Below are 21,855 nucleotides of genomic sequence, written 5' to 3'. Positions count from 1 at the left end.
ATGGGCGTAGTTCAGGCGCTGACCAGGTCAGCTTAGAGCTTGACGACGGAGGCGTACTTCACGCCCTTGATCGTCAGGACCTCGGCGACGAACGCACCGGCGTCACCCGCGGCACCCTTCTTCACGAAGCCGTTGCCACCGCCCACCGCGGTGTCACCCTGCGCGAGGGCGTCGCCGTCGAGGATCGGGACCAGCTCGGAGAACCGGAACTGGGCGGTGATCACGCCACCCGCGCCGGGGCCGCGGTTCTCGAACACGTCGATGCGGGCGACGCGCGGGCCGATCGGGGTGCCGGCCTCGACCAGCTTCATGCCGCACGGCACGGCCGGATCCGGCTCCACCAGACGACCTTCGAGGTCGGCCTTCGAGAGAGCACCCGGATTGGCGAACGCCATGGTCCGGTTGAACATCTCGTTCTTGATGGTGTGGACGTGAACGGTGGTGTGGAAGGGCGTGGACATCGCCGTGGTCTCCTGTTTCGGATCGGGTGGAGCCGGCGATTAGGCGCGGCGCTTGAAGGCCGAGTTGCCGCCGGCCTTGACCGGCTGCGACCCGAGCGAGAGGCCGCCGGAGAGGCGGGCGCCCAGCGCCTTCAGGCTGTCGAGCGCGCCGTTCACCTGGGTGACGGCCTTGCCCTCGTCCTCGTCGAGCGTCGCGGTCGGCTGGCCGATCATCGCGAACAGCGGCGAGAGCAGCTTGCCCGGGAGCGCCTGGGCGGCCGAGAGCTGGGTCTTGAGCGCGTCGCGCTCGGTCTCCGCGGCGGTGAGCTTGGCCACCGCGTCGGAGCCCTTCAGGGCCGTCAGCTCGGTCGCCAGGGCATCGGCACGGGTCTTCTCCGCGGCGGCGCTGGCCTCGGCAGTCGCCTTGGCGGCCTCGGCGTTGGCGAGCTTCGTGGCGTGCTCAGCGATGAGGGTGGCGAACTAGGTGGCGTCCATGTCGAACATGTCCTTCTGGGGCGCCGGGGCCGGCGGGGTGGGTGTCGGTGTGGGCGCAGGCCCGGTGGAAAGTTCGAGGGTCAGGGAGGGGACTTCCTGACCCGATGCGGAGAGCTGCAGCCGGTTGCCCTTGATCCGGGCCCCCTGCGCGCCGCCCTGGCCGACGAGGCTCATCTCGAACCAGCCATCCAGCTCGTCCACGATGACATGGGCGCCATCGACGCCCATCTTGTTGCCCTTGTCGTCGACCCCGAGCCAGATGTTCTCCAGGTCAGCGTCCGGGCCCATGAAGTCGAAGCCCGTCTTGTTGGACTTGGCCGACTTCCCCAGGATCGCGACGCTCACCTGGTCGATGGTGCCCGAGTTGACCTTGGCGATCAGGCTCTCGTGCTCGTTGTCGATCCAGAACAGGGTCAGCAGCTCGGTCGCGCCGTCGACACCCGTTCCTTCGGAGATCTGGCCGTGGAACACCCGCCCGATCGGCAGCTGGTCCCCGTCCGACGACCCATGCATGATCTGCAGGGGCCGGCTCTCCTTCGTCAGCTCGCCCTGCATCTGGGCGAGGAAATTCACCGTATGCACCGCGCCCTGGTAGACGGGGTGCTTCTTGCGGACCGGCGCGGTCGAGAGCGCCGCCGCCTCGAAGACAGCCACCTTCTCGGGATCGGTATCGGGCGCAGCTGCCTTGAGCTTTGCCCGGAGATCGTCGTTGAGGGGTAGCTGCTTCACTGTGAGAAGTCCGCTGTTTTGCTTGCGAGCAGATAGGAATGCTCACTCAATGCTGCAACAATTCGAGTTCTTATTATTCCTAACTTTTAGGAAGCGGAGCGGATCATCTCCAGTGCTGCGGCGGCCAGCGGCGTGTTCACGAGGCGGCGCGTCTGCTTCCGGGCGCCGGCCGTGGCGCGGGTCCGGGCCGGGCTCGATGCGCGGCCGACGCTGTCGGTCTTCGGGCTCACGCTCTCCGGCTTGACCGGGGTGCTGGACCCGGACGCGCCATCGGCGCCGGTTCCCTCGTCTGGCGCGGCCGGGGTGAGGAAGCCGGTGCCGGACAGCTCGGGCGTCCCATCAGGCGGCAGGCGCTTGTAGACCCAGAGGTGGTACTCGATGTCGGTGATCAGCCCGTCCGACAGGTCCTGGCGTAGCCGCTGCGAGCGGAGGGTGAGCTGGGGCTCAAGCTCGGTCCAGGGCCGCAGCTCGGCCGGGTCGAACTCGACCTTGGCGAAGCCGGCATAGCCGCCCTGCTGCAGCACGAAGGAGAACATCCGGCTCAGCAGGTCGGCGATGGGCTCGTTGAGCTGGTCGGCGTAGAGCGCGGCCAGGCGTGCTTCCACGGAGCCGGTGTTCACGCCCGAGGAGCCACGACCGAGGATCGTCGACATCGTCTTGAGCGCCGCCTGGTTCTGGGCGTTCAGGACGTTGATGATCGGTTCGACGTTGACCGCCATGCCGGGGGCCTTGTCGTTGATGATCTTCAGCTCGATCGCGTCCGAGTGGACGATGGACTGGTCGACCGACAGGTTGTCGAAGGCCGTCTGGATCTCGGCGAAGCGCGCGTTCAGCCAGTCCTGGCGCTGGGTCTCCTGCCCCGGGGCGTTCAGGCCCGGCGGCATGTTCTTGCGCAGGATCTCCTCCAGCACCTTGATCTCGATGCGCGGGTAGCCGTTCACGCGCATGATCCGGTACAGGTCGTTGATGACCTGCTGCCGGGCGGCCACCGTGTTGATCACGGAGACGAACGGGGACGCGGTGTAGATGTTGGTCGGGTCGCGCCGATAGAAGCCGACCATGAAGGCCGGCGTGTCGATGGGGACCGGGTCCGAGCGGCCGGCCACGATCTGGCCGGGCTTGTACTGGCCGGGCTGCTTCTCGGTCCAGCGGATGCCGGCCATGTCGACGTTGCGGATGGCGTCGGGCAGGCCGGCCTTGTCGAAGACCAGCTCGGCGCCGATCGCGCCCCGCATCAGCAGCATGTAGCGCAGCTCTTCACACTGCCGGTACAGGCCCTGCTTCAGCTGGAAGCCCTGCGTGAAGTCGGTCTGGTTCGACAGCTTGGTGATCAGCTGCTGCAGCTCGCGGCTCTTCTCCGCGTCCACGTTGCCGTCGATGTCCTCGACGTAGGCAATCATCTGGGTGTCGGCGAGCGTCAGGTAGCCGTTGACCGTCCCGGACACGTCCGGGTCGTTCTGCATCAGCGACCGCATCAGCGTCTGGCTGTTGTCAGCCTGGCGCGACGTGAAGATGTCGTCCAGGTGGTCGCGATAGGTCGGCTGGGTCAGAACCTGGTCTGCCGCAGTCGGATTGTAGGTCGCGGTGATGGCCGTGCCGCCCGCCTTCGCTTTCTTCTTGAAGGGGATGATGGACAGCAGTTTGCCGGAGAGGTTGTCGGCCACTATCGTAGAACTCCGGCGTGATCAGCTCCGCGAAATATGGGACGACCTGCCGGCATGAACAAGCGAGAGCCGCCGCCGAAGAAAACGTTGCTTCTTTGATCGGCCGAGAACTCTATTCCAGCACGCAGTCTGACGGCGGTTTGCTGGAGCGCGGCGGCATGCAGGAAGTGATCATCTCCGTTGATCTTGTTCCAGACCGGCGGCTCGTCGGGAGCCTCGATACGGATCATGTCGCGGAAGTGGGTCTTCACCAGGCTGGCGTAGGGGCCGTAGCCGGCGAGCTGCCAGGTCCGGTTCCGGCACTGTTTCGCGACCAGGTCGAGGGCGTTGGTCCGGTTGATCGTGTAGTGGGTGATTGTCTCGAACTCGTCGTAGCTCTCCTTGATCGGGGGAGCCGTCTTCGAGGTCGAGTAGGCCATCGGCATGACGACGCCATTGGTCGCTTCCCGGATCGCCTCGGCGGTCGGGGTGTAGGGGTACATGTCGATGCCACCCTGGACGATGCCGAGGGTGGAGACGCGGCCCTTGATGAACTCGACGATGTCAGCCTGCTGGACCTGGTGGAACTCCAGGATCGAACTGGCCTTGCCGATCACGACGTGACAGGTCTGGCCCACGTCGCAGCCCAGGAACAGGTCGTTCGTCTGCAGCTCGCCGGGATCGACCTGGCGCGGGTTCATGATCGCGAGCAGGTCCTCCTCCGAGATCCGGGCGTTGCTGTCGTTGAAGGCCTCGCCGATGACGGTGTTGAACCAGGCGCGCAGGTTGTCCTTCCGCTGGTACTCCAGCAGCTGGCGGAAGATGTACGGGATGGTGATGGTCGCGATCGAGAACGGCCGGACCCGGTAGCCGCGCGCGCGGCGCGACGGGTATTCCGACACCCACTCCCGCTGGCCGCCGGCCAGATCGAGCGGCCGGGAGCACTTCTCGCAGCGCACGAAGGTGCCATCCATGTCGATGGCGTCGACCTCGTCCTGCCCGAGCTTGGACAGGTCCTCGTGATCGCCCTTCAGGCCGGGCAGGCAGAGGAAGCGGGGGTGGAAGATCGGCGTTTGCCAGTGACCGCAGACGCAGCGGATCGGGTACTCGTGCTTGTCCGAGGCCTGGTAGGCGGCATCAATTCCATAGCCCAGGTAGGTGGGAGTGCTGAACCGCTGGGTGATCTTCCACTGCGAGCCCTGGAGGCGCGACTGGAACAGCGAGCGCATGCTCTGGTCGGCGAGATCCACCTCGTCCTCGAACAGGATGTCGGCCGAGATTGAAGTGGCCTCGCCCTCGGTGGTGCCGGTGATGTAGCCGTAGCTCTCGTCTACCTGGTACAAAGCTTTTTGACGTACTGGCTTCGCGACCATCGGGCCATTGAAGATTGGCTCCCCCTCGATCATCGTTTTGATGCGGGTCTGGGACAGCCGATCGCGCATCGGCTGGGTTGGCATGGAGAAAATACCTGCCGTTCCGACGTTCCGCTTCAGGAAGCCGAAAAATTTACGCATCTGTACTTCTGTGAGGCCGATCTGCGACATCTTAATGCACGTCAGATCATTGTGCAGGTCATCCACGATCTGCCGCTGGAACTCGAAGCCCTTGAAGCTGAAGGGGCGCTGCCGCAGTCGGGTGTTCTTCTGGATCCACTCCGACATGGACATGCTGGTGCTGTCGTCGGGGAAGCGCTCGTCTAAGCCGCCGATGAAGCCGGTCAGGTGGGGGTTCACGACTTGGCTCCGAAGGAAGTGTGGGAAAATTCCCCGTAGTGTTCACGAGCTGCCTTTGCGTACGCTTCGGCAGCTTCCTCCACGGTTCCAAACATGCCGATGTATTTCGGCTTCTTGTTGGCCGTGATCAGGACTTTGAAGCGTCCTTGGTGTGCGAAGACACCACGAGGTAGTGTCTTTTTCTTCCAACCAGCATGGTTTCCCATGTTCTGCGACTTGGTTGACAGGCGCAGATTGTCCCAACGGTTGTTCAGCCCGTCCGTATCCTCATGATCGACCATCGGGGCATCATCGCCCGTCTGCATTTTCCAAATGATCTGGTGGGCACGGTAGAGCCGTCCGTCCAGGCGGACCGACACGTAGCGTTCGTCGGCATACCCGGCCGGGTTGCCGGCATGCTTCGAGTTCCAGTGGCGCGGGGCGTCAGGGTTCTCACGCCACGTCAGCACGCCGGTCGCCGGGTCGTAGGCCAGGCGAGCGCGCAGGTAGTCGGCGTCGGGGAGCGGGTGGGCTTTCACGGCCGTAGGCTCGCTTCGGCTTCCATCTCCTGGAGCGCTTCGAGCAGCGGGTCAGGCTCGGCCTCGGCCCAGGTCGGCGGTCCGACGCGGGGCGGCACCGCCTCGATCACCCAGGCGATGCCCGGGTGGAGATACGCCCGGCGATAGCGAACCGCGTCGATCTCCCGGGCGAACTGCAGCGCCTCTTGGGCGCGCTCGCTGCCGGCGACCAACCCCGGGTTGACGGGGCTCGCGGGGTCGTCGAGATCAATCGGCATCAGCGCCACGAACCACGGTGCCAACGGGGTCGCATCCGGGTGCTTGATCACCCAGGGCCCACGGTCACTTTCGTACCGTGCGTTTTTCGCAGCATGATCAGACATTTAGGTTGGCCAGATGATCTCAGATCTCAGATATGTGGGGTGTGGTCGATGAAGTTTTTAGTGTCAATTTTACTACATCAACACTGATTGAGGTCTATCGCCCGCCTAGAAATGCTGAAATGTGCCCACTATATCCGGTGCCCCGAGAGGACCAACGATGTCGGACGAAGATCGGATCTACCCAAGCCTTCCGCAAACCCTCGGGCTCAGCCTGGAGGCGATCCGGCAGCAAATGGACTTCGACCCGGGGTTCCTGGTCGACGCGAAATGCCCGTATCCCGAACAGCTTAAGGGGTTCCTGCGGCGGCTGGTCACGTCCACCCGCTCTGGCCAGGACGATACGGTCGACGCCATCTTCAAGCCGGGCGACACACTGGACGAGGAGGCGGACAGCCTGATCGTCGAGGTGAAGGCGGCGCTGAACTCGATGAAGCGCCTGCAGCGCGACCTCGACAGCAGCGACGATGTCGGCGAGCGCCTGACCTTCCTGAAGAACTACTCCTCCCTCATGGATCGCTACCTGGGGCTCCAGGAAAAGGCCCATGGTCTCAAGCAGATGTACGAGTTCCAGCGCCTCGTGGTCGACACGATGGAGCAGGTCCTCGACAAGGATGCGCGCCTCGATTTCAAGGAGCGTTTGAAAAAGCTGAACGGCGCCAGCGCGTAGCTTTGAGCAAAATTCACGGTACGAAAATGACCACGCCGGACGAACTACGGCAGTTGATTTGGCTCAGCATAGCAATGCTGACGGCCTCTCTACTGTTCGATCTCTTTTCTATGTGCGCGAGTTGAGGGTTTCCCCGTATGTCCCCGGACGACAACTTTAAGACTTCCAATATCTTCGCAGATAACTGCGACCGATATTGGGCCGCTGGGCTCCCAGTGATGCCCCTCCAGCGAGGGGACAAGAAGCCGGTCATCATGAAGTGGCAATCGCTTCAGAGCCGGATGCCGAACGAGGCCGAGCGCCTGTCGTGGAAGGCGTTCCACCGTGACGGCAACATCGGTCTGCCGCTCGGGCCGGAGAGCGGGCTCGTCGCGATCGACGTGGACACGGACGATCCCGTGGTGCTCGGCATCCTGCAGAAGGTGCTGCCACCGTCGCCCTGGCGCCGTATCGGCCAGAAGGGCTACGTCGTCATCTACAAGTACGACGGCCAGCCGATCATCCGCATCAAGTACAAGGATGCCGATGGCAAGCTGCAGTCGCTGGTCGAGATGCTCGGCGCCGGCTCGCAGATCGTGCTGCCGCCCTCGATCCACCCGAAGACGCAGCAGCCGTACCGGGCCAACAAGGACCTGGTCGACTGCCTCTCCGACATCCGCTCACTGCCGCCGAACATCGAGCAGATCCTGCGCGACGCGCTCGGCCAGGCCGGGCTCCAGGTCGGCTCGGCGGCCTTCGGCGCCGTCACCGACTACATCTCGACCGGCAACCGGGACACGCGCCTGGTGTCGATGGCCGGCCTATTCGCCCGAGACGTGATCAAGGGCGAGAAGACCCTGCTGGAGGCCTGCGCCCAGATCGAGCTGGCGGTGGGCACCTTCATGCAGAAGACCTACGGCGACGTGATCGCGCCGGAGAAGGGGCCGCAGAAGCTGATTGAGTTCCTGATCCGCGACGTGACCGGGCCAAAGGCGCGGGCGCTGCCGAAGGGCTGGGACGAGGGCGTGACCGACGAGCAGCGCGCGGCCTGGGGGCTCGATGCCTTCTCGAAGGACAACGAGACCTGGGACCACGGTCAGATCATGACCTACTTCAACGCCCACATCGAGAAGGCCGGCGTGAAGGACAGCCCCGAGCAGTTCACCTCGGTGGTCAAGCAGGTCCTGAACCGGATCGCCTCGAACCCCAACCTGGAGCCGATCGAGGAGGATCAGATCCTCAACTACATCGCCACCGTGTCCGCCCGGCGGGTGAGCGTGGCGTCGGTGCGCCGCCAGCTCGCGCAGCTGCGCGCCGGGCCGATCGCGGGCGGCGACCACGCCGAGATCGCCAAGGCCGTGGTGCGCGACCTCGAAGACCTGGGCGGGGAAATCCGTTTCCACCTGGATACCCTATGGCAGTGGCGTGGATCTGCCTGGGAGAAGATGGACGAGGGTGACGTGCTCAAGCACATCATCAACGAGTACGGGAGCTACAAGGCGGCCACCCGGGCGTCCGATCACCAGGGCATCCTGCGCACCGTCCGGGGCATGCAGAAGGGCGAGCTGAAGAAGCGCCTGGAGCCCGGCATCAACTTCGTGAACGGCTACCTGACGGACGAGCTGGAGCTGAAGGAGCACCATCCCGACTACGGGATGACCTACACCCTGCCCTACCCGTACAAGCCCGAGCTGGCCGGCAAATGCACCCGGTTCCAGCGCATGCTGAACGACTACTGGGGCGACGACCCGGACTACGCCGAGAAGGTGACCGCGCTCGGCGAGGTCATGGCGATGACCCTGTTCGGCAAGATGACCGAGGTGCAGGTCGCGATCTGCCTCTACGGCGTCGCGCACTCGGGCAAGAGCCGGATCATGGAGATCATGCAGGCTCTGATGCCGGATGACGCCCAGACGACCCTGCCGCCCACGATGTGGGGCGACAAGTTCGGGCCGGCGCAGCTGGTCGGCAAGCTGCTCAACTTCGCGGGCGAGCTGTCGGAGACCCAGCTCATCGAGAGCGCCAAGTTCAAGCAGATCATCTCCGGCGAGCAGATCGAGGCGCAGGAGAAGAACCAGAAGATGTTCACGTTCCGCCCGAAGGCGGCGCACTGGTTCGCCTCGAACCACCATCCCAAGAGCAAGGACAGCTCGGACGGGTTTACCCGCCGGTGGCTGTTCCTGGTGTTCACCCGGGCGTTCCCGAAGGACGAGCGCAAGATCAACGACTACGACAAGGTCGTGATCGCCGAGGAGCGCGAGGCCATCGCCGCGTGGGCGGTGAACCACATGATCCGGTTGCGGACTGAGAACTTCAAGCTGACCGACCCGGTCTCCTCGATCGAGCAGCGCGAGATGCTGGAAAACGAGCTGAACTCTGTGCGGGATTTTCTCTGCGGCTTCCGGGATCATGGCTGGATGAACCTGGGAGCCGAGGCCCACAAGGACGTGTCGGACCAGCACAACTACACCACCTTCACGACCCTCTGGAACGAATATCGGTCGTACTGCATCAGTCAGAGTGTCTCGCCTGTTGGGTCGAAAATGCTCGTCAAGCGTATGGGCCAGCTCCAGGGACAGTTCGGCTTCAAGATGGACAAGGTTTCTGGTGCGAAGGGCCTTCCGATCCCGGTTTTTCGCTACCTCACAATTGTCGCGAACAGGCGGGCTGCAGCGTGAACATTGCTAGTGACGTGTGGCGCCGCATCCAGCTGGAGACCGATGCTGCGAAATGGCGTCGGCGGCGCTGACGAATACTATTTTTGATCGTGATCCGACGGTCAAAAACGTACCATGGAGAGCTGGTCATGCCCGTATTCGAGAGCACCGCGCGGATCACCCGCAAGTACCTGATGAACAAGACGAAGCCGGAGCTGGTCGACTTCTACTTCGAGCTGCTCCGGCAGAACGACAAGCTGGAGGCCGACGTGAAGCGCCTCCGGCTGGCAGCCGGCACCGCTGCCTTGAAGCGGGAGAAGGCGGCGCCCTCCCCCGCGAAGCCCAAGCGATAACCACGGGGTCTCCACATGGAAAACCTACCGAACGTGGCCGAGGAGCCAGGCTACCGGCAGCGGATGGAGGCGAAGATGGCCGACGACCCGCTCAAGCGGTTCGACCCGGCATCGGCCTACGCCGCCGGCCGGAAGGCCTTCGCAGCGATCTTCCGGGCGCCGCTGCCGACGCAGAGCCAGGTGCAGATCAGCCTGGCGGATCGAGCCGGCGTGATCCGGGAGCGCCTCGACCGGGGCGAGCGCGTGGTGATCACGGCCAATGGGAAGCGGCTCGCCGTCTACGAGCCGACCCCGGGCGCCGTGCTCGCCGCCTGCCTGCGCCGGGACTACGCCGCCGCGGGCCGCGTCACCGACGATATGGTTGATGCGGCTCGATCTTTCCTCCCGGGCGTTGACCCAGAAGCCCTCAAACTTGCGATCGAAGGAGCACTCCAATGCGAACGACTGTGATCGACCAGACCGGCGTCGAGCTGGCCGGCCCCGACACCCCCGGCCTGGCTGCGGCCGAGGCCCGAGAGGGCAACGTGGTCGAGGTGAAGGACGAGAGCGAGAGCACGGCCTACCTCAACTACGTCGACCGCTGCCGCGAAGCCGGCCGACAGGCCCTGTGCTTCGAGGATTGGGCCCAGCGCGGCCGGAAGCCCGGGACCGGGCCCGTCCACGACCATATCGCCTCCGCGCCCGTCCTGGGGGCATCTGCGGGCGCCGTGAGCCGTGACCAGGCCGGTATCTTGCCGACCCGCGGGCTCCAGGTGACCCCGGAGATGATCATCGCAGCCCAGAACGAGGGCATGCGCCACGAGAACCCCTTGGGCGCGAGCGCCGTACGCGCCATGTTAGAGGCCTCGCTGACGGCGCGCTCGCGCGTCTGAACCGCATGGTCCGAAACGTACTGACTGGAGAAGATGATGACGAGCTTCAAGCCCCGTTCCGTGTCCGCCCTGGTGAAGAGCGGCGACCCGCGCTGGGAGGCCCGGGTGAAGGATGGCCTCCTCCTGGTCCGCGACATGGCCTCCGGTGAGGAGAAGCATGCCACGGCCTACACGATCGACGGCGACGCCGTGCGGTTCTCGCTCCCGGGCGACAACGGCCTGCGCCAGATCCTGGGGGGCGAGCCCGGCTACGACGCCTTCGTGAAGGCGCTCGATAAGTCGGCGCTGGCCGCGCCGGCCGCGCCGGCCGCCGATACCTCGGTGAAGGGACCGGCCGCCAAGGCCGCCTAAGCCAGCCCCGAGCTGGAGACGAGGAAGGCCCCGCTTGCGGGGCCTTTTTCATGTGCGCTCCAGGTGGATGCCACATAGCAGTAGGGCCGGCACCCTTTCGGATGCCGGCCCCTTGAGTACGAAACGTACCGTGTGGTCAGGGCAGACTAAAGGGCGTGGTTGCCGCCCAGGTCCTGGACCGAGCCGGCCAGGATGGTCTGGCCACCCTGCTTGCCGACGTGGTGAGCGCGGTTGGCGCCACCGCCGCCCGCGTTGTAGACCGCGGCCGACCCACCAGCGAAGCCGTAGCAATCCACGTCGTGGACCTGGCAGAGGTCGGTCGAGCCCGCGAAGGCCACGCCGAAGTTCCCAACGCCCGTCGCCGGCTGCCCCGCAACGGTCGCGAAATGCAGCAGGTGCATGTCGTGGACGTTGATCTCGGTGCAGTTGTTGAGAAGGATGTGGCCCTGCTTCCGCGCCGAACCGGCGTTGAGGTAGAACAGCGCGTCCGAGATCTTGAACTGCGCCCAGCTGTCGAGCTGGATGGCCACGCCGTCACAGTTGATGTGACCGCCCTTCCACGAGTGCCCCGGGGCCTTGTAGCCGCTGGCCTGCATGTGCAGACCGATGCGGGCGCCCTGGACCACACAGTCGGTGAAGGAGCAGCCCTCGACCGTCTGCGCGCCGTTGTCGCCGGTGCCGCCGGACACCAGGATGCCGGTCTCGACGCCGTAGACGTTGGCGCCATGGACCGTGAAGTCACCCACCGCCGAGGCGTTCGAGGCCGTCTCGCCGAAGATGTAGATGCCGGCGTTGCCCTTGGACCCGTAACTCTCGTTCTCGAAGGCGACGATGCCGACGCCGTCGATGCGCGCGAACGCCGGGTTCTGGAGCGCCAGGAAGTACAACGGATCGGAGCCCGGACGACCTTCCAGACCGAGGTCGCGGATCGAGATGTTCTCGAACTCGGACCCGAGCGGGGCGGCGTTGCGGACGTAGATCAGCGAGCCGGCGCCGTTCATGCCGGGGGTGTTCGTGGCGATGGCCCGGAAGCCTTCCAGGGTGACCGACCGGGCGTTGCACACCAGGCCGTTCTGCATCCCGCCCGAGAAGATCAGGCGGCTCTCCAGATCCGAACCGTAGATCTTGATGCCGAGACCGGGGGCGTCGAACGAGATCGTGTCGTCGAGCAGGAAGTCCCCACCCGGGATCACGAGCGCGCCGCCGCCGAGGTTGTAGAGGTTCTGGATCGCCTCACGGAAGGCGGCGACGTTCTGCGCCCCGGAGGCGTTGTTGTCGGCGCCGAAGTCACGGACGTTGACCTTGCGCTCCTGGTAGTTGATCGCGACGGAGCTGCCGCCGCCACCACCGCCACCGGCCGGACCAGCGGGACCCTGCGGACCAGCGGGACCCTGGGGACCTGCGGGGCCCTGCGGACCAGCCGGGCCCTGCGCGCCAGTTCCGCTGCCACCGGCACCCGGGAACGCTGCCGAGAGGAGGCGGTCCCAAGCACCCCAGCCGCCATCCTGCTTCAGGCGACGCCAGGACTGGGCCTGCGATCCGGTCGGGTTCAGCTCGGTCGCGATCTGCATCACGAAGCCGTTGCCGTAACCCCAGGTCTCGACATCGAGATAGAGCCACTGGGTGCGGGCACCGGGCGGGTAGTTGCCGGCGTCCGGCACAACGTACTGGCCGGTCTGGTCGACGGTGTTGAGGTCGGTGAATTGGGCGAGGGTCTGGTTGGTTGGCACGTTCTTACCTCTGGGCTGGATGCAGGCTCTGTGTCCTGCCCGAACGGTACGTTTCGTACAGTCGGGGCAGGACACACCTCCCCCCTTGAGAGGGGAGGTGCGCCGTCTTGCGGGGAGGCTTAGTTGTAGACGTAGCCCAGCGGGCCCTCGACCTGCTGACCCTCACAGTTCGCGTCGTTCGACGCGAAGTGGTGGCCGCCGGTTACGCAGCGGAACACCGCGTGCATGCCATCGTGGGGATCGTTGAACATCTCGCCGGTCACGCCGAGCTGCTGCTGACCCTCACAGCTCGCCTGGCCGCTCAGGAAGTAGTCGCCGCCGGTGAAGCACGAGTAGATCTTGTGCGTGGCACCGGGCTGGGGAGCGACGACCATCTGGCCCAGGGTCATTTCCAGGTTGAAGCCGGGACCGGCGTAGCCCGAGGTGACCTTGTGGATCGACCCGTTGTAGTAGCGGTTCAGCGGGGCGAACGGGTTGTCCTTGTTGAGCAGCGAGAAGGTGAGCTTCCAGGTGGTCGGCGACGGGTCACCGCCCGAGTGGAAGATCTGGATGTTCGGGAAGAACGGCGTCAGGTTGCCCGAGGCGTCCCGGTTAAAGCCGGGGCTGTGGGTGAGGTAGAAGCCGGTCTGGTCGGTGTTGAGCTGGCCCAGGGCGGTCCAGAGGAACGGCTGGCCCGAGAGGACCTGCGAGATGTTCATCTTGTAGAGGGCGAGCTGGTACGTCTCGCGGTCCGGGTTGTTCACCGGATCCTTACAGGGGTTGGTGGAGCAGTTCCGGCCACCCTGCGACGAGATCATGTAGACATCGCCGGAAGCGTAGTCGTAGGCGAAATCCGAGTTCGGCCCGATGCTGGTGCCGTCGTTGGCCTTGGCCGGGAGACGGACGGGGGCATCGAAGTGAACACCGTCAGCCGTGTGGCGGACGAAGATCTGGGCGAAGTTCGGATCGGCCGGGACCGAGGTGTCGGTCGTGAACACGAACAGGCTGGACTGGCCGTCCGCGTTGAAGGTCGACGGCTGGCCGATGCCGTAGTTGTTCGAGGCGTCGCCGAGCGGCTTCAGGATGCTGTCACCCTGGTAGTCGACCCAGTTGAGCTTGTCGTTCGAGTAGGCGAGGCCGAGCTGGTTGTTGTTGCCGGGCAGGTTATCCGCACCCGAATAGTACATAATGTACTGGTAGTGCTGGCCGTCCTGCGGGTTGACGAAGTTGCCCTTCGTCACGCTCGGATCGCAGGTGTACTTGTTGTTCCAGTTCTGCCGTGGGTACAGCACCTGGGAGATCGGGCTGAAGCCGGGGGCCGAGTAGGAGCGGTGGTAGATCACGTCCGTGGCGCCCTGACCGCACCACCACACGTCGGTCGTGCCGTTCTCGGAGATTACCGAGGGGGCGTAGTTGTAGCCGTTCGGCTTCACGTAGTTCTCGAACCAGGCTGCCCCGCCTGGGCCTTGCCAGCCAGCCTGCGCGGCCGGGATTGGGGACAGGGTGAGTGCGACAGCCGCCGCCAGCGCTAGGCCTCGGCCCAGCATACGGAGTGTGGTCTTCACGGGAACCTCTTGGGGAAGATGGGGCGTCCGGCGCCCCGGGGTGGATATGGTACGATACGTACCACGAAGGCAAGGCGTCCCAGAACTAAATCCGGGGCGCCTTGAGGCCTGAGAAATCAGGCGGTGGCGACGCTGCCGGGACGGATGGAGCGGGTGACCTCCTTGCCGCCGTCGAGCTTCTCCACGGTGTCGATCCAGATCGAATGGCCCTTGGTGCCAGCGACGCCGGCTTCCCGTACGCCCTTCACTTCGACCACCCGGCTGGATGGGTCCTTCCGGCCAGCCTTGATGGTCACCTTGGACCCGGCCGGGTAGGCCTTCGTCACTTCGTCGAGCGTGTACTTGGCCACGATGGCCTCCCTGTTTTGGCTGCGGGTCCGGCTGGAACTGCTAGCACTACGAGGGAGAAGATGGTACGAAAATGACCATCTTCAAGACCTGGCGAGATCTCGATTTCCATCTATATTCCATGTGGAAACGAGCTGGACGGAATGTGGAGACGACACCGATGATCGTGCTGGTGGGAAATACGAAGGGCGGCGTCGGCAAGACGACGCTGGCAGTGCAGATCGCCATCGCTCGGGCTTGCATGGGCCGAGACGTGTGGCTGGTCGACGGCGACGCCCAGGGCACCGCGGCGGCGGCGATCCAGAGCCGGGCGGATGCCGAGCTGGCGCCGGCTATCGCGTGCTCGCTCTACGACGACGCCCGGCAGCTGCGAACCCAGGTCTCGCAGCAGGGCAAGAAGTACGACGACGTGATCCTCGACGTGGGTGGCCGGGATACGGCGGCGCTGCGCGTCGGGCTGATGCTCGCCGACGTGGCGGTGGTGCCGTTCGCGCCCAAGGGCTTCGAGCTGTGGGCGATGCAGGACATGGCGAAGGTGCTCGACGTGATCACGGCCGAGCGCGACGGCCTGGTCGCCTACGCGGTGATGAACAAGGCCGAGGCCCGGCGCGCGTCGGCCGACAACGCCGAGGCGGCGAACGTCGTGCGGGAGATCCCGCAGTTCACCTACCTCGACGCGCCCCTGGTCGACCGGAAGGCCTTCGCCTCGGCATCGAGCAGCGGGATCGGCGTGGCCGAGCAGTCCTCACCAGACCGGAAGGCGGTCGCCGAGCTGGAGAGGTTGATGTTAGGTGTGTTCCAGGTGGAAACGGAAGGAAATTAAGATGGCGCTCAACGGAAAGAAGCCGGTGGTGAAGGCGCGACCCGAGCCCACCGATGAGGCGTTCGAGCGGGTCACCGCCGGGGCGCTCGACATGGGCGCGAAGGGGCGGCCGGCAAAGGGCAAGGCCAAGCGCGCGCTCGGGGACGGCTACGTGATGGGCCACAAGGTCCAGATCACCCACCTGATCACGCCAGAGCTGCTGGAGCAGGTCAACGCCGAGGCCCTTAAGAACGGCGAGGCGCGATCGACGGTGATCAACCGCGCCATCCGGGAGATGCTCGACCAGAAGCTGGGCTAGCGGATGGAGCCCAGCGGATGTCTGCTTCGGGTGGAAAGCAGACCTTGGCCTTTCGCCCCGAAGCAGACATTCTCTAAATAGGCCTCGATCAGAACCGTGCTGTCGTCACAACTCGGACGACAGCTGGTCCAGGATCCAGGTCTGCGCTTCATCCAGATCTATGAACAGAGGGGGACAATTGAGATCAATCGGACCGAACCCCGCCTCCAGGAACCACCTACCTGCGTCGTCCTCATGCTGCTCGGAGAGACGGACCAGAACCGCGACTAGAAAGCCGTCCGCGAAGACCAGCTGGCTCTCAGTGTCGTCACTGTTCGTGGCGACCTGCACGGGCTGCAGTCGTAGGTTCATGCGGCGGCTCGGTCGTCCAGGTGTAGGTAGTTGGGCCGAAACTCCGCTAGCGCCCGCAGGCGGGGCAGGTCGAGGATCTTGAGCCGTTTGTTCCTCAGTTCAATCAGCCCCTTTTGCCGGAGCTCCTTGAGCGAGCGGTTTACATGGACGGACGTGAGCCCCGTGGTGTCGGCCAGGTCCACCTGAGTGACCGGCAGGTCGCAGCTGTCGTCGGACGCCAATCCAACCGCACGGAAGCGCAGCAGCAACTCGCAGAACAGGTGCGCGATCCGCTCTATGGCGAAGCGGCGACCCACGTTGACCAGCCACTCGCGCAAGGTCGCCTCGTCGACGAGCTGGGCCTTGCGCAACCCTCGGGCGATCTGCGGATGGTTCGCCAGAAGGTCGGCCACCGTGTCGGGCGTCAGACGTACGACCTCGCAGTCCGACACCGTGGAGAGGGTGTGATCCATCTCGCTCAGCAGGGCGACGTCGAGGTCGCACATGTCCCCCGGCACAAGGTACGCCATGATTTGCCGTGCCCCGGTCGCCCGCAGCTTATGGCGGACCGCCATGCCGTTCATCACCAGGAACACGCCCTCGGGGGCATCGCCCTCGCGCACTAAGTCGAAGCGGGGCCCGACGTGGCGCGGCTCCGCGCTAATCCGCGCCAAGACCGCCCGATCTGCGTCCGACAGGGTCGTGAAGCCTTCCAGCTTACGTATCAGCGGATTGCCCGTGCCCCCGGGCTCCGGGAGCCGTGGCGGGGTGGCCGGCGCAAATATGGACGCGGCGAGTTCGTTCACGGAGATGACGATGTCCGCGGACAGGGCCGGCTTGCCGAGCCAGGGGGCGCCCTGGAAGTGACTGGCCATTCGCTCCTCTCGCTGCCAGCCCGAGTGGACGAGGAACGGCACATCGAGGCGGCGCAGGGTGCGAGCCAGGTCCGCGCAGAACCCATCCCTCAGGGCCACGTCGATGACGGCCACAGCCGGCTTCTCCTGCACGAGCAGGCGTAGCGCCTCGGCGGCTGTATCTACCGGCCCAAGCACCCGGTAGCCGGCCCACTCCAAGGCGTCGCTCAGGTCCATGCCGATGACGGCATCGCCCTCCGCGAGCAGGACAGCAGGCTGTCGATCCATCCGCGTCATGCGATGCTCCGGCCATTTGAGGTGTCCACCTATTCAGGGGGGCGCAGAGCTCACTGATCCAAGTGATACACATGGATGAAAGGGCCAAGATAGATGCCGCTGATCCTTGGTGATGTATCCGACAATCCGAATTGTTAGATACCTCACCGACTTGTATGTCGCATTGCCGCGGCTAGCAGAACCCGCCTATGATGGTCATCGCCTGCCGGTTGATCCGGGCGCAGGCGCTTAGGAGACAGAGCGTGCTCTCGCCCCAGCAGGGAGCAGAGCTATGTCTCCGCACCAACAACCGAGTGTTCGCAATCTTCTTCTAAAGAAGCTTTCGCCCGACGACTTTGCTTTGTTGCAGCCGCACTTGCAGCCAGTGGTGACTGAATTGCGCCAGCAGTTGATCGCACCCAACACCCCGATCAAGCAGCTGTTCTTTCCCGAGGTCGGCTTCTGCTCGATCACCACGCATGGCTCGGACAAGAGGGTCGAGCTCGGCATCATCGGACGTGAGGGTCTGGTCGGCGCTTTGCCCATCCTGCTCGGCGACGACTGCACACCACACGATCACTTCATTCAGAGCGCGGGCGAGATACTAAGCATCACCACGGAAGCCCTGTGCGTGGCCGTTGATCAGAGCGCGAGCCTACGCAAGCTGCTCCTGCGCTCGATCCAGGTGCAATTCGTCCAGACGGCGCAAACCGCCTTCGCGAATGCGAGCCAGAGCATCGACGTACGCCTCGCCCGCTGGCTGCTGATGTGCCACGACCGACTTGACGGCGATGATCTTCAGATCACCCACGAGTTTCTGTCGATGATGCTCGGCGTGCACCGCTCCAGCACGACCCTGGCCATCCAGGCTCTGGAGGGTAACCGGCTGATCCGAGCCCGGCGCGGGCGCATTACGATCCTGGATCGCGAGACCCTGGAGAAAGTGGCCGACAACGCCTACGGCCTGCCCGAGGCCGAGTTCACCCGCCTGATCGAGGGTGCTTGATGCCGCTATTTTTCATCAATATTCGGCATCGTCCTGGACCCACAGGCCTGGCCGTAGATCCGGAAGGCGCGGTGTACGCCGACCTGAACGCCGCGCGTGTAGATGTTCTGGCGCAAGCGCGGGCGATGATCGCGCGGGAGCGTCACACCTTCATCCAGGATTGGATGGATTGCTCGTTCGAGATCGTGGACGCGGCGGGCCAGCTCGTGCTCACGGTGCCGTTCAGCGATACGGTCGTCGAGCTTGAGGACTGGGACTGAGCGCGATCCGCATCATCCCCGCCAGGATCGCACAGCTCTGTTCCATTAAGCGCGCGGAAGCGGACGCTCCCACCTTCTGCAAAGGGTCGAAAGCAGTCCCGCTCGATAGGGGCGGAGTGGCAAATTTGGACCAACCCGGACCCAACTAACTGGGCCCGGGTAGATGCTGACGCCTGCACTGGTTGCGGTAAAAGCCAAGCAGGATCGGCGAACCTGGCTCTCGGCCTATGTGCCGAAGCTGGTGGAGAGCCAGAGCGGACGATCTAGAAGTTTGGCTCGGCGACCTGCGTTTCGTCTGCCGTGCTCATCTGCCGGTGGGCCTCGGTGATCTTGGCGTTGCGCAACTCATCACGATAGGCGCGCAGAGCCTTGATCGCGTCTTCGTAATATTCCTGACGGTCCTCATCGGTCATGAGAGCGAAGTTGATCGCGTCACCGCCGGCCGTGAAGGCGGTCGCCTCCGTCATGAAGTCATTCGCGGCCTGGTTCAGACGGTGGGTCCAATCGAGGCCATTGACCCGGTGGAAATTGCGCAACCGACGATATGCCGTGTCCGGGTCCGTCCGACGCGCCATAAGTTCGTCCAGCGTTCCCTTGAGGACAGTGAGGGTGTTGGCGGCTTCTGCGATCATAGGGTCTCCTCTGAAAAGGCTATCTACTGGATGCGCAACAGCTCGGGGAATGGCCTCATGGTCACCCCGGGCTGGTAGCAGGTCAGGTTGGTGACGCCGCCCAGGCCCCGTGTGCCAGGCCGCAGTCCCATCGCAGTCCAGACGAAGCTCATGCGGTCGATGCCGGCGTAACCGCCGGTCACGCTGCGGGCGTTGTACTCGATGCAGACCATGGGCCGCCCGTTAGGCGATGCGAGCGGTGCGCTGATGCCGGTGGATCGCAGCGAGTAGGGATCGGCCAGTGTCTGCCGGGCCCAGTCCAGGATCACGGCCTTGTCGCCTGGCGTGAGCGGATCCGCTCTTGCGACGGTGGTGGACAGTACGATGGCGACGATGAGGCTGCGCATCGGAAAGGCGTAGCTCGGATCATTTCGTACCGCAATCTGTAAGGGCCCGTTCACTTTTTCTGGAACAGATCAACCCGGGGTAGCGAAGAAAACTTCAGCGACGCTCGTCGCGGGAGCCGATAAGAACTCGCGCCTTGGACCCGCCCAGGTACTGGAGAGGGATGTTCCTGCATGGCCAACGACACTTCGAGTAATCGCTCGCCTCGGTACGAGGCTCCGTGGTCAAACTCTGCGGACCCGAAGCCCTACTGGTATCACTCGATGCGGTTTCCAGATGGATCTGTGGTGAAGGGCAGCTGGACGATCGACGATTTCAGCAAGTACATTGGTGGCTACGACCTCAAAGGCAAGACTGTACTCGACGTCGGGACGGCCTCGGGCTATCTGGCCTTCAACGCAGAGAAGGCCGGCGCCATCGTGACGGGGTTGGATGCCGCCTCGACCCATGAGTTTCGGCACGTCCCGTTCGCGTCGTCGCTATCGTACCAGGACGTGGTCCACCATCGAGAGGTCTGGGAGGTACAAAACCTACGGCCCATCAAAGCGTCCTGGTGGCACGCCTGGCACAAGTTCGGATCCCGGGCCCAGTGCGTCTACGCGCCGATGCCCGAGCTGTACGAGTGGGAGGCGCAGTCCTTCGACGTGGTCATGGCCGGCGCGATCGTCGAGCACCTCTCGGACCCGGTCTACGCGATCGGTGCCTGGGCGCGCCTGGCGAAGGAAGCGGTGCTGATCCCGTTCACCGACGTGGTGCCGCTCGACGACATGCTGCTCCACCCGATCACCCGCCTCGACCGGCCGGAGATCAACTACGTCTGGTGGCACCTGTCTCGGGGCCTCTACGTGAAGCTCTTCGACAACCTCGGCTTCGACGTGTTCTTCACGACGGCTCACGCCGAGCATCATGACGCCGAAGGCGGATCGGAGATGGCCACGCGCCCCTCGATCATCGCGGTCCGGCGGCCCCACAACTTCGACGCCTCGAAGCTCGTCGATCCCACTCGCCCTGCTCCCGTGCCGACACCCGAGCCCGAGCCCGAGCCGCCGGCTCTCGTGCCCGAGCCGCCTCGCAGCCGGGGTCTTTTGGGTCGGCTAGGTCGGAGGTGAGGTCATGGAACACGATCCGCGCGCCAAATACGAACGCTTCCGGCACATCTTGGCCGAGCCGCTGGACAACCACCCGAGCGGGCAGTTCCCGATCATCGCCGGGGACCGGCACTTCGATCTGAGCCAGTATCAGAGTGAAAGCGCCAATCATAACGTCGAAATGTTCGATAATCTGATTAAATCGCATCCAGACGAGCTATTCCTTGATCTTGGGTGCGGTTTAAGGTCGAAAACCTATGAAAACTGCTTGTATTTGGAGGTTTATCCATCAAATTCGGCTGATTTGATCGTTGAACCAGACTGCTTTTACCCGATCAAGGACCAGTCTTTGATGGGTGTGGGGTGCTTCGCGGTACTGGAGCACGTCCCCAGGCCGTGGGTGGTGGTCCGGGAGATGTACCGGATGCTCAAGCCGGGCGGCTACGTGATGATCGACTGGCCGTTTTTGCAGCCGGTTCACGGCTACCCCTCGCACTATTTCAACGCCACCCGCGAGGGCCTGAAGTCGATCTTCGCGGATCAGGGCTTCCAGGTCCAGCAGGCTTTCACGGGCGCCCACCAGAGCGCTGCCTACACCGTGCGCTGGATCCTCCAGGTGCTGCTGGTCCGGCTGCCGGAGGCGGAACGGCGTCGGGTCGGCAAGATGCGGGTGCGCGATCTGATCTCGCTGGATCCGCACGGGGAGGAGTGGACGCATCTGCTGGCCGCCCTCCCCGAGGTGGCGCAGTCGGAGCTGGCTTGCGGCAACATGCTGGTGGCGCAGAAGGACGGGGAGCCGATCGAGGCAGGTTCCCCTCCCCCAATGCTGATGGCGGACCTGGAGGGGATGCCTGGCCGCGCTGGGCGCACACTGCTCGACCGGCTGCTGGGTCGGCCGTAGGGTGCTGAGCCTGGTGCTGAACCAAGGCCCGCCCCCGGGTGTAGCAGCCGGTGGGCGGGCCTTGACGCTTCAAGTATTCGAGTGCTAGCAGTCAAATATTGAAAATTTCCGGAAAAGCACATCGACCATAGTGATACACCGAGGCCAAGATATTCCACAGAAAAAGGGGGACGGCTCTACTTAGAACTTGACAGTGATAACTATGTCACTATTGCAATTAGCCTATATATTCCTACACTTTCCTCTTGCGTGGAATATTTTCCATGGTAGAGTGGATACATGGATAGAGGGACTTAGCTCTACTCCAGCCCCGCCCCCGCCATATCGGATATGGCCCGGGCCAGCCCTCAGAGGATACCATGCGAGACTTCTTCGCCTCGGACGTGCTCGACCAGCTTGATCTTGATCGCTGCGCCGCCGTCCTGCTCTACCTCCACCAGCGCCGTCGCCGCGTCCTGATCGCCAAGGCCTACGCCTAGGCTGTCACCCGGTGTGGCCCACGGGCCACACCCCACGGTGTTGCGCACCAGACACACCACAGGTGTGTCTCGTGGGTCACACCGGCCCACCCCCCGCCATATC

At 64.3% G+C, this 21,855-nt stretch carries 26 protein-coding genes; 12 read left to right on the top strand and 14 right to left on the bottom strand.

Annotation, left to right across the window (positions count from 1 at the left end):
- Positions 1 to 32: 32 nt before the first annotated feature.
- The 7 genes from FVA80_RS02050 to FVA80_RS02020 form a co-directional block, all read right to left on the bottom strand.
- On the bottom strand, positions 33 to 461 hold the full coding sequence (locus FVA80_RS02050) for a hypothetical protein (protein WP_147906035.1): 429 nt from the start codon (positions 459 to 461) through the stop codon (positions 33 to 35).
- A 39-nt stretch (positions 462 to 500) separates the two neighbouring features.
- Entirely contained in the window at positions 501 to 776 is a 276-nt protein-coding gene (locus FVA80_RS02045) for a hypothetical protein (protein WP_147906036.1), read from the bottom strand.
- 144 nt (positions 777 to 920) lie between these two features.
- A complete protein-coding gene (locus FVA80_RS02040; RefSeq protein ID WP_147906037.1) occupies positions 921 to 1,664 on the bottom strand; it encodes a hypothetical protein in 744 nt (247 codons plus the stop codon).
- A gap of 86 nt (positions 1,665 to 1,750) precedes the next feature.
- Positions 1,751 to 3,328 (bottom strand): hypothetical protein, encoded by a 1,578-nt coding sequence (locus tag FVA80_RS02035; protein ID WP_147906038.1) that lies wholly within the window; start codon positions 3,326 to 3,328, stop codon positions 1,751 to 1,753.
- Positions 3,328 to 5,040, bottom strand: a complete 1,713-nt coding sequence (locus FVA80_RS02030; RefSeq protein WP_147906039.1) for a phage terminase large subunit family protein — start codon at positions 5,038 to 5,040, stop codon at positions 3,328 to 3,330. Before FVA80_RS02030 ends, FVA80_RS02035 begins: the two co-directional genes overlap by 1 nt.
- On the bottom strand, positions 5,037 to 5,558 hold the full coding sequence (locus FVA80_RS02025; RefSeq protein ID WP_147906040.1) for an HNH endonuclease signature motif containing protein: 522 nt from the start codon (positions 5,556 to 5,558) through the stop codon (positions 5,037 to 5,039). Before FVA80_RS02025 ends, FVA80_RS02030 begins: the two co-directional genes overlap by 4 nt.
- A complete protein-coding gene (locus FVA80_RS02020; protein ID WP_147906041.1) occupies positions 5,555 to 5,839 on the bottom strand; it encodes a hypothetical protein in 285 nt (94 codons plus the stop codon). The genes FVA80_RS02025 and FVA80_RS02020 overlap by 4 nt, the downstream gene beginning before the upstream one ends.
- Before the next feature lie 238 nt (positions 5,840 to 6,077).
- Between FVA80_RS02020 and FVA80_RS02015 the strand changes: the two genes are divergently transcribed.
- From FVA80_RS02015 to FVA80_RS01990, 6 genes are all read left to right on the top strand, one after another.
- Positions 6,078 to 6,587, top strand: a complete 510-nt coding sequence (locus FVA80_RS02015) for a hypothetical protein (RefSeq protein WP_147906042.1) — start codon at positions 6,078 to 6,080, stop codon at positions 6,585 to 6,587.
- Positions 6,588 to 6,805: 218 nt separating this feature from the next.
- On the top strand, positions 6,806 to 9,244 hold the full coding sequence (locus FVA80_RS02010; protein WP_187193571.1) for a phage/plasmid primase, P4 family: 2,439 nt from the start codon (positions 6,806 to 6,808) through the stop codon (positions 9,242 to 9,244).
- A 128-nt stretch (positions 9,245 to 9,372) separates the two neighbouring features.
- A complete protein-coding gene (locus FVA80_RS02005) occupies positions 9,373 to 9,576 on the top strand; it encodes a hypothetical protein (protein ID WP_147906044.1) in 204 nt (67 codons plus the stop codon).
- Between the two features lie 15 nt (positions 9,577 to 9,591).
- Entirely contained in the window at positions 9,592 to 10,026 is a 435-nt protein-coding gene (locus FVA80_RS02000; protein ID WP_147906045.1) for a hypothetical protein, read from the top strand.
- Entirely contained in the window at positions 10,011 to 10,448 is a 438-nt protein-coding gene (locus FVA80_RS01995; protein ID WP_147906046.1) for a hypothetical protein, read from the top strand. The genes FVA80_RS02000 and FVA80_RS01995 overlap by 16 nt, the downstream gene beginning before the upstream one ends.
- A gap of 33 nt (positions 10,449 to 10,481) precedes the next feature.
- Positions 10,482 to 10,799: a hypothetical protein gene (locus tag FVA80_RS01990; RefSeq protein ID WP_147957773.1), complete on the top strand. Its 318-nt coding sequence runs from the start codon at positions 10,482 to 10,484 to the stop codon at positions 10,797 to 10,799.
- 146 nt (positions 10,800 to 10,945) lie between these two features.
- On the opposite strand, the gene FVA80_RS01985 is transcribed toward FVA80_RS01990, so the two are convergent.
- From FVA80_RS01985 to FVA80_RS01970, 3 genes are all read right to left on the bottom strand, one after another.
- Complete coding sequence (locus tag FVA80_RS01985; protein WP_187193570.1) at positions 10,946 to 12,529, bottom strand: hypothetical protein; 1,584 nt, start codon at positions 12,527 to 12,529, stop codon at positions 10,946 to 10,948.
- A gap of 119 nt (positions 12,530 to 12,648) precedes the next feature.
- Positions 12,649 to 14,073, bottom strand: a complete 1,425-nt coding sequence (locus tag FVA80_RS01975; RefSeq protein WP_246692232.1) for a hypothetical protein — start codon at positions 14,071 to 14,073, stop codon at positions 12,649 to 12,651.
- Positions 14,074 to 14,189: 116 nt separating this feature from the next.
- On the bottom strand, positions 14,190 to 14,423 hold the full coding sequence (locus FVA80_RS01970) for a hypothetical protein (protein ID WP_147906049.1): 234 nt from the start codon (positions 14,421 to 14,423) through the stop codon (positions 14,190 to 14,192).
- Between the two features lie 158 nt (positions 14,424 to 14,581).
- Between FVA80_RS01970 and FVA80_RS01965 the strand changes: the two genes are divergently transcribed.
- Both FVA80_RS01965 and FVA80_RS01960 read left to right on the top strand, forming a co-directional pair.
- A complete protein-coding gene (locus FVA80_RS01965) occupies positions 14,582 to 15,244 on the top strand; it encodes an AAA family ATPase (RefSeq protein WP_147906153.1) in 663 nt (220 codons plus the stop codon).
- A 1-nt stretch (position 15,245) separates the two neighbouring features.
- The gene (locus tag FVA80_RS01960; protein WP_147906050.1) at positions 15,246 to 15,542 is read left to right on the top strand and encodes a CopG family transcriptional regulator; all 297 of its coding nucleotides are present in this window, start codon (positions 15,246 to 15,248) and stop codon (positions 15,540 to 15,542) included.
- A gap of 105 nt (positions 15,543 to 15,647) precedes the next feature.
- Here the strand turns inward: FVA80_RS01960 and FVA80_RS01955 are convergent, their stop codons facing one another.
- Together FVA80_RS01955 and FVA80_RS01950 are read right to left on the bottom strand one after the other, a co-directional pair.
- Positions 15,648 to 15,893, bottom strand: coding sequence for a hypothetical protein (locus FVA80_RS01955; protein WP_147906051.1), 246 nt, complete (start codon positions 15,891 to 15,893; stop codon positions 15,648 to 15,650).
- A complete protein-coding gene (locus FVA80_RS01950; protein ID WP_147906052.1) occupies positions 15,890 to 17,023 on the bottom strand; it encodes a helix-turn-helix domain-containing protein in 1,134 nt (377 codons plus the stop codon). The genes FVA80_RS01955 and FVA80_RS01950 overlap by 4 nt, the downstream gene beginning before the upstream one ends.
- Positions 17,024 to 17,294: 271 nt before the next feature.
- Here FVA80_RS01950 and FVA80_RS01945 point away from each other — a divergent pair, with 271 nt between their 5' ends.
- Together FVA80_RS01945 and FVA80_RS01940 are read left to right on the top strand one after the other, a co-directional pair.
- Positions 17,295 to 18,008, top strand: a complete 714-nt coding sequence (locus FVA80_RS01945; protein ID WP_147906053.1) for a Crp/Fnr family transcriptional regulator — start codon at positions 17,295 to 17,297, stop codon at positions 18,006 to 18,008.
- Positions 18,008 to 18,268: a hypothetical protein gene (locus tag FVA80_RS01940; protein WP_147906054.1), complete on the top strand. Its 261-nt coding sequence runs from the start codon at positions 18,008 to 18,010 to the stop codon at positions 18,266 to 18,268. Before FVA80_RS01945 ends, FVA80_RS01940 begins: the two co-directional genes overlap by 1 nt.
- A gap of 263 nt (positions 18,269 to 18,531) precedes the next feature.
- Here the strand turns inward: FVA80_RS01940 and FVA80_RS01935 are convergent, their stop codons facing one another.
- Both FVA80_RS01935 and FVA80_RS01930 read right to left on the bottom strand, forming a co-directional pair.
- A complete protein-coding gene (locus tag FVA80_RS01935) occupies positions 18,532 to 18,900 on the bottom strand; it encodes a hypothetical protein (protein ID WP_147906055.1) in 369 nt (122 codons plus the stop codon).
- Between the two features lie 23 nt (positions 18,901 to 18,923).
- Positions 18,924 to 19,286 carry a hypothetical protein gene (locus FVA80_RS01930; RefSeq protein ID WP_147906056.1) on the bottom strand — a complete coding sequence of 121 codons (363 nt, stop codon included), beginning with the start codon at positions 19,284 to 19,286 and terminating at the stop codon, positions 18,924 to 18,926.
- A 285-nt stretch (positions 19,287 to 19,571) separates the two neighbouring features.
- On the opposite strand from FVA80_RS01930, the gene FVA80_RS01925 reads away from it, so the two are divergent.
- Positions 19,572 to 20,393 carry a methyltransferase domain-containing protein gene (locus FVA80_RS01925; protein ID WP_147906057.1) on the top strand — a complete coding sequence of 274 codons (822 nt, stop codon included), beginning with the start codon at positions 19,572 to 19,574 and terminating at the stop codon, positions 20,391 to 20,393.
- Between the two features lie 4 nt (positions 20,394 to 20,397).
- A complete protein-coding gene (locus FVA80_RS01920; protein WP_147906058.1) occupies positions 20,398 to 21,273 on the top strand; it encodes a methyltransferase domain-containing protein in 876 nt (291 codons plus the stop codon).
- The last annotated feature ends 582 nt before the right edge of the window (positions 21,274 to 21,855 follow it).

This window comes from Methylobacterium sp. WL1 (genome assembly GCF_008000895.1).
GTDB lineage: Bacteria > Pseudomonadota > Alphaproteobacteria > Rhizobiales > Beijerinckiaceae > Methylobacterium.
Note: the sequence above shows the minus strand (reverse complement) of the source record. Positions and strands in the feature narration are given on the sequence as shown.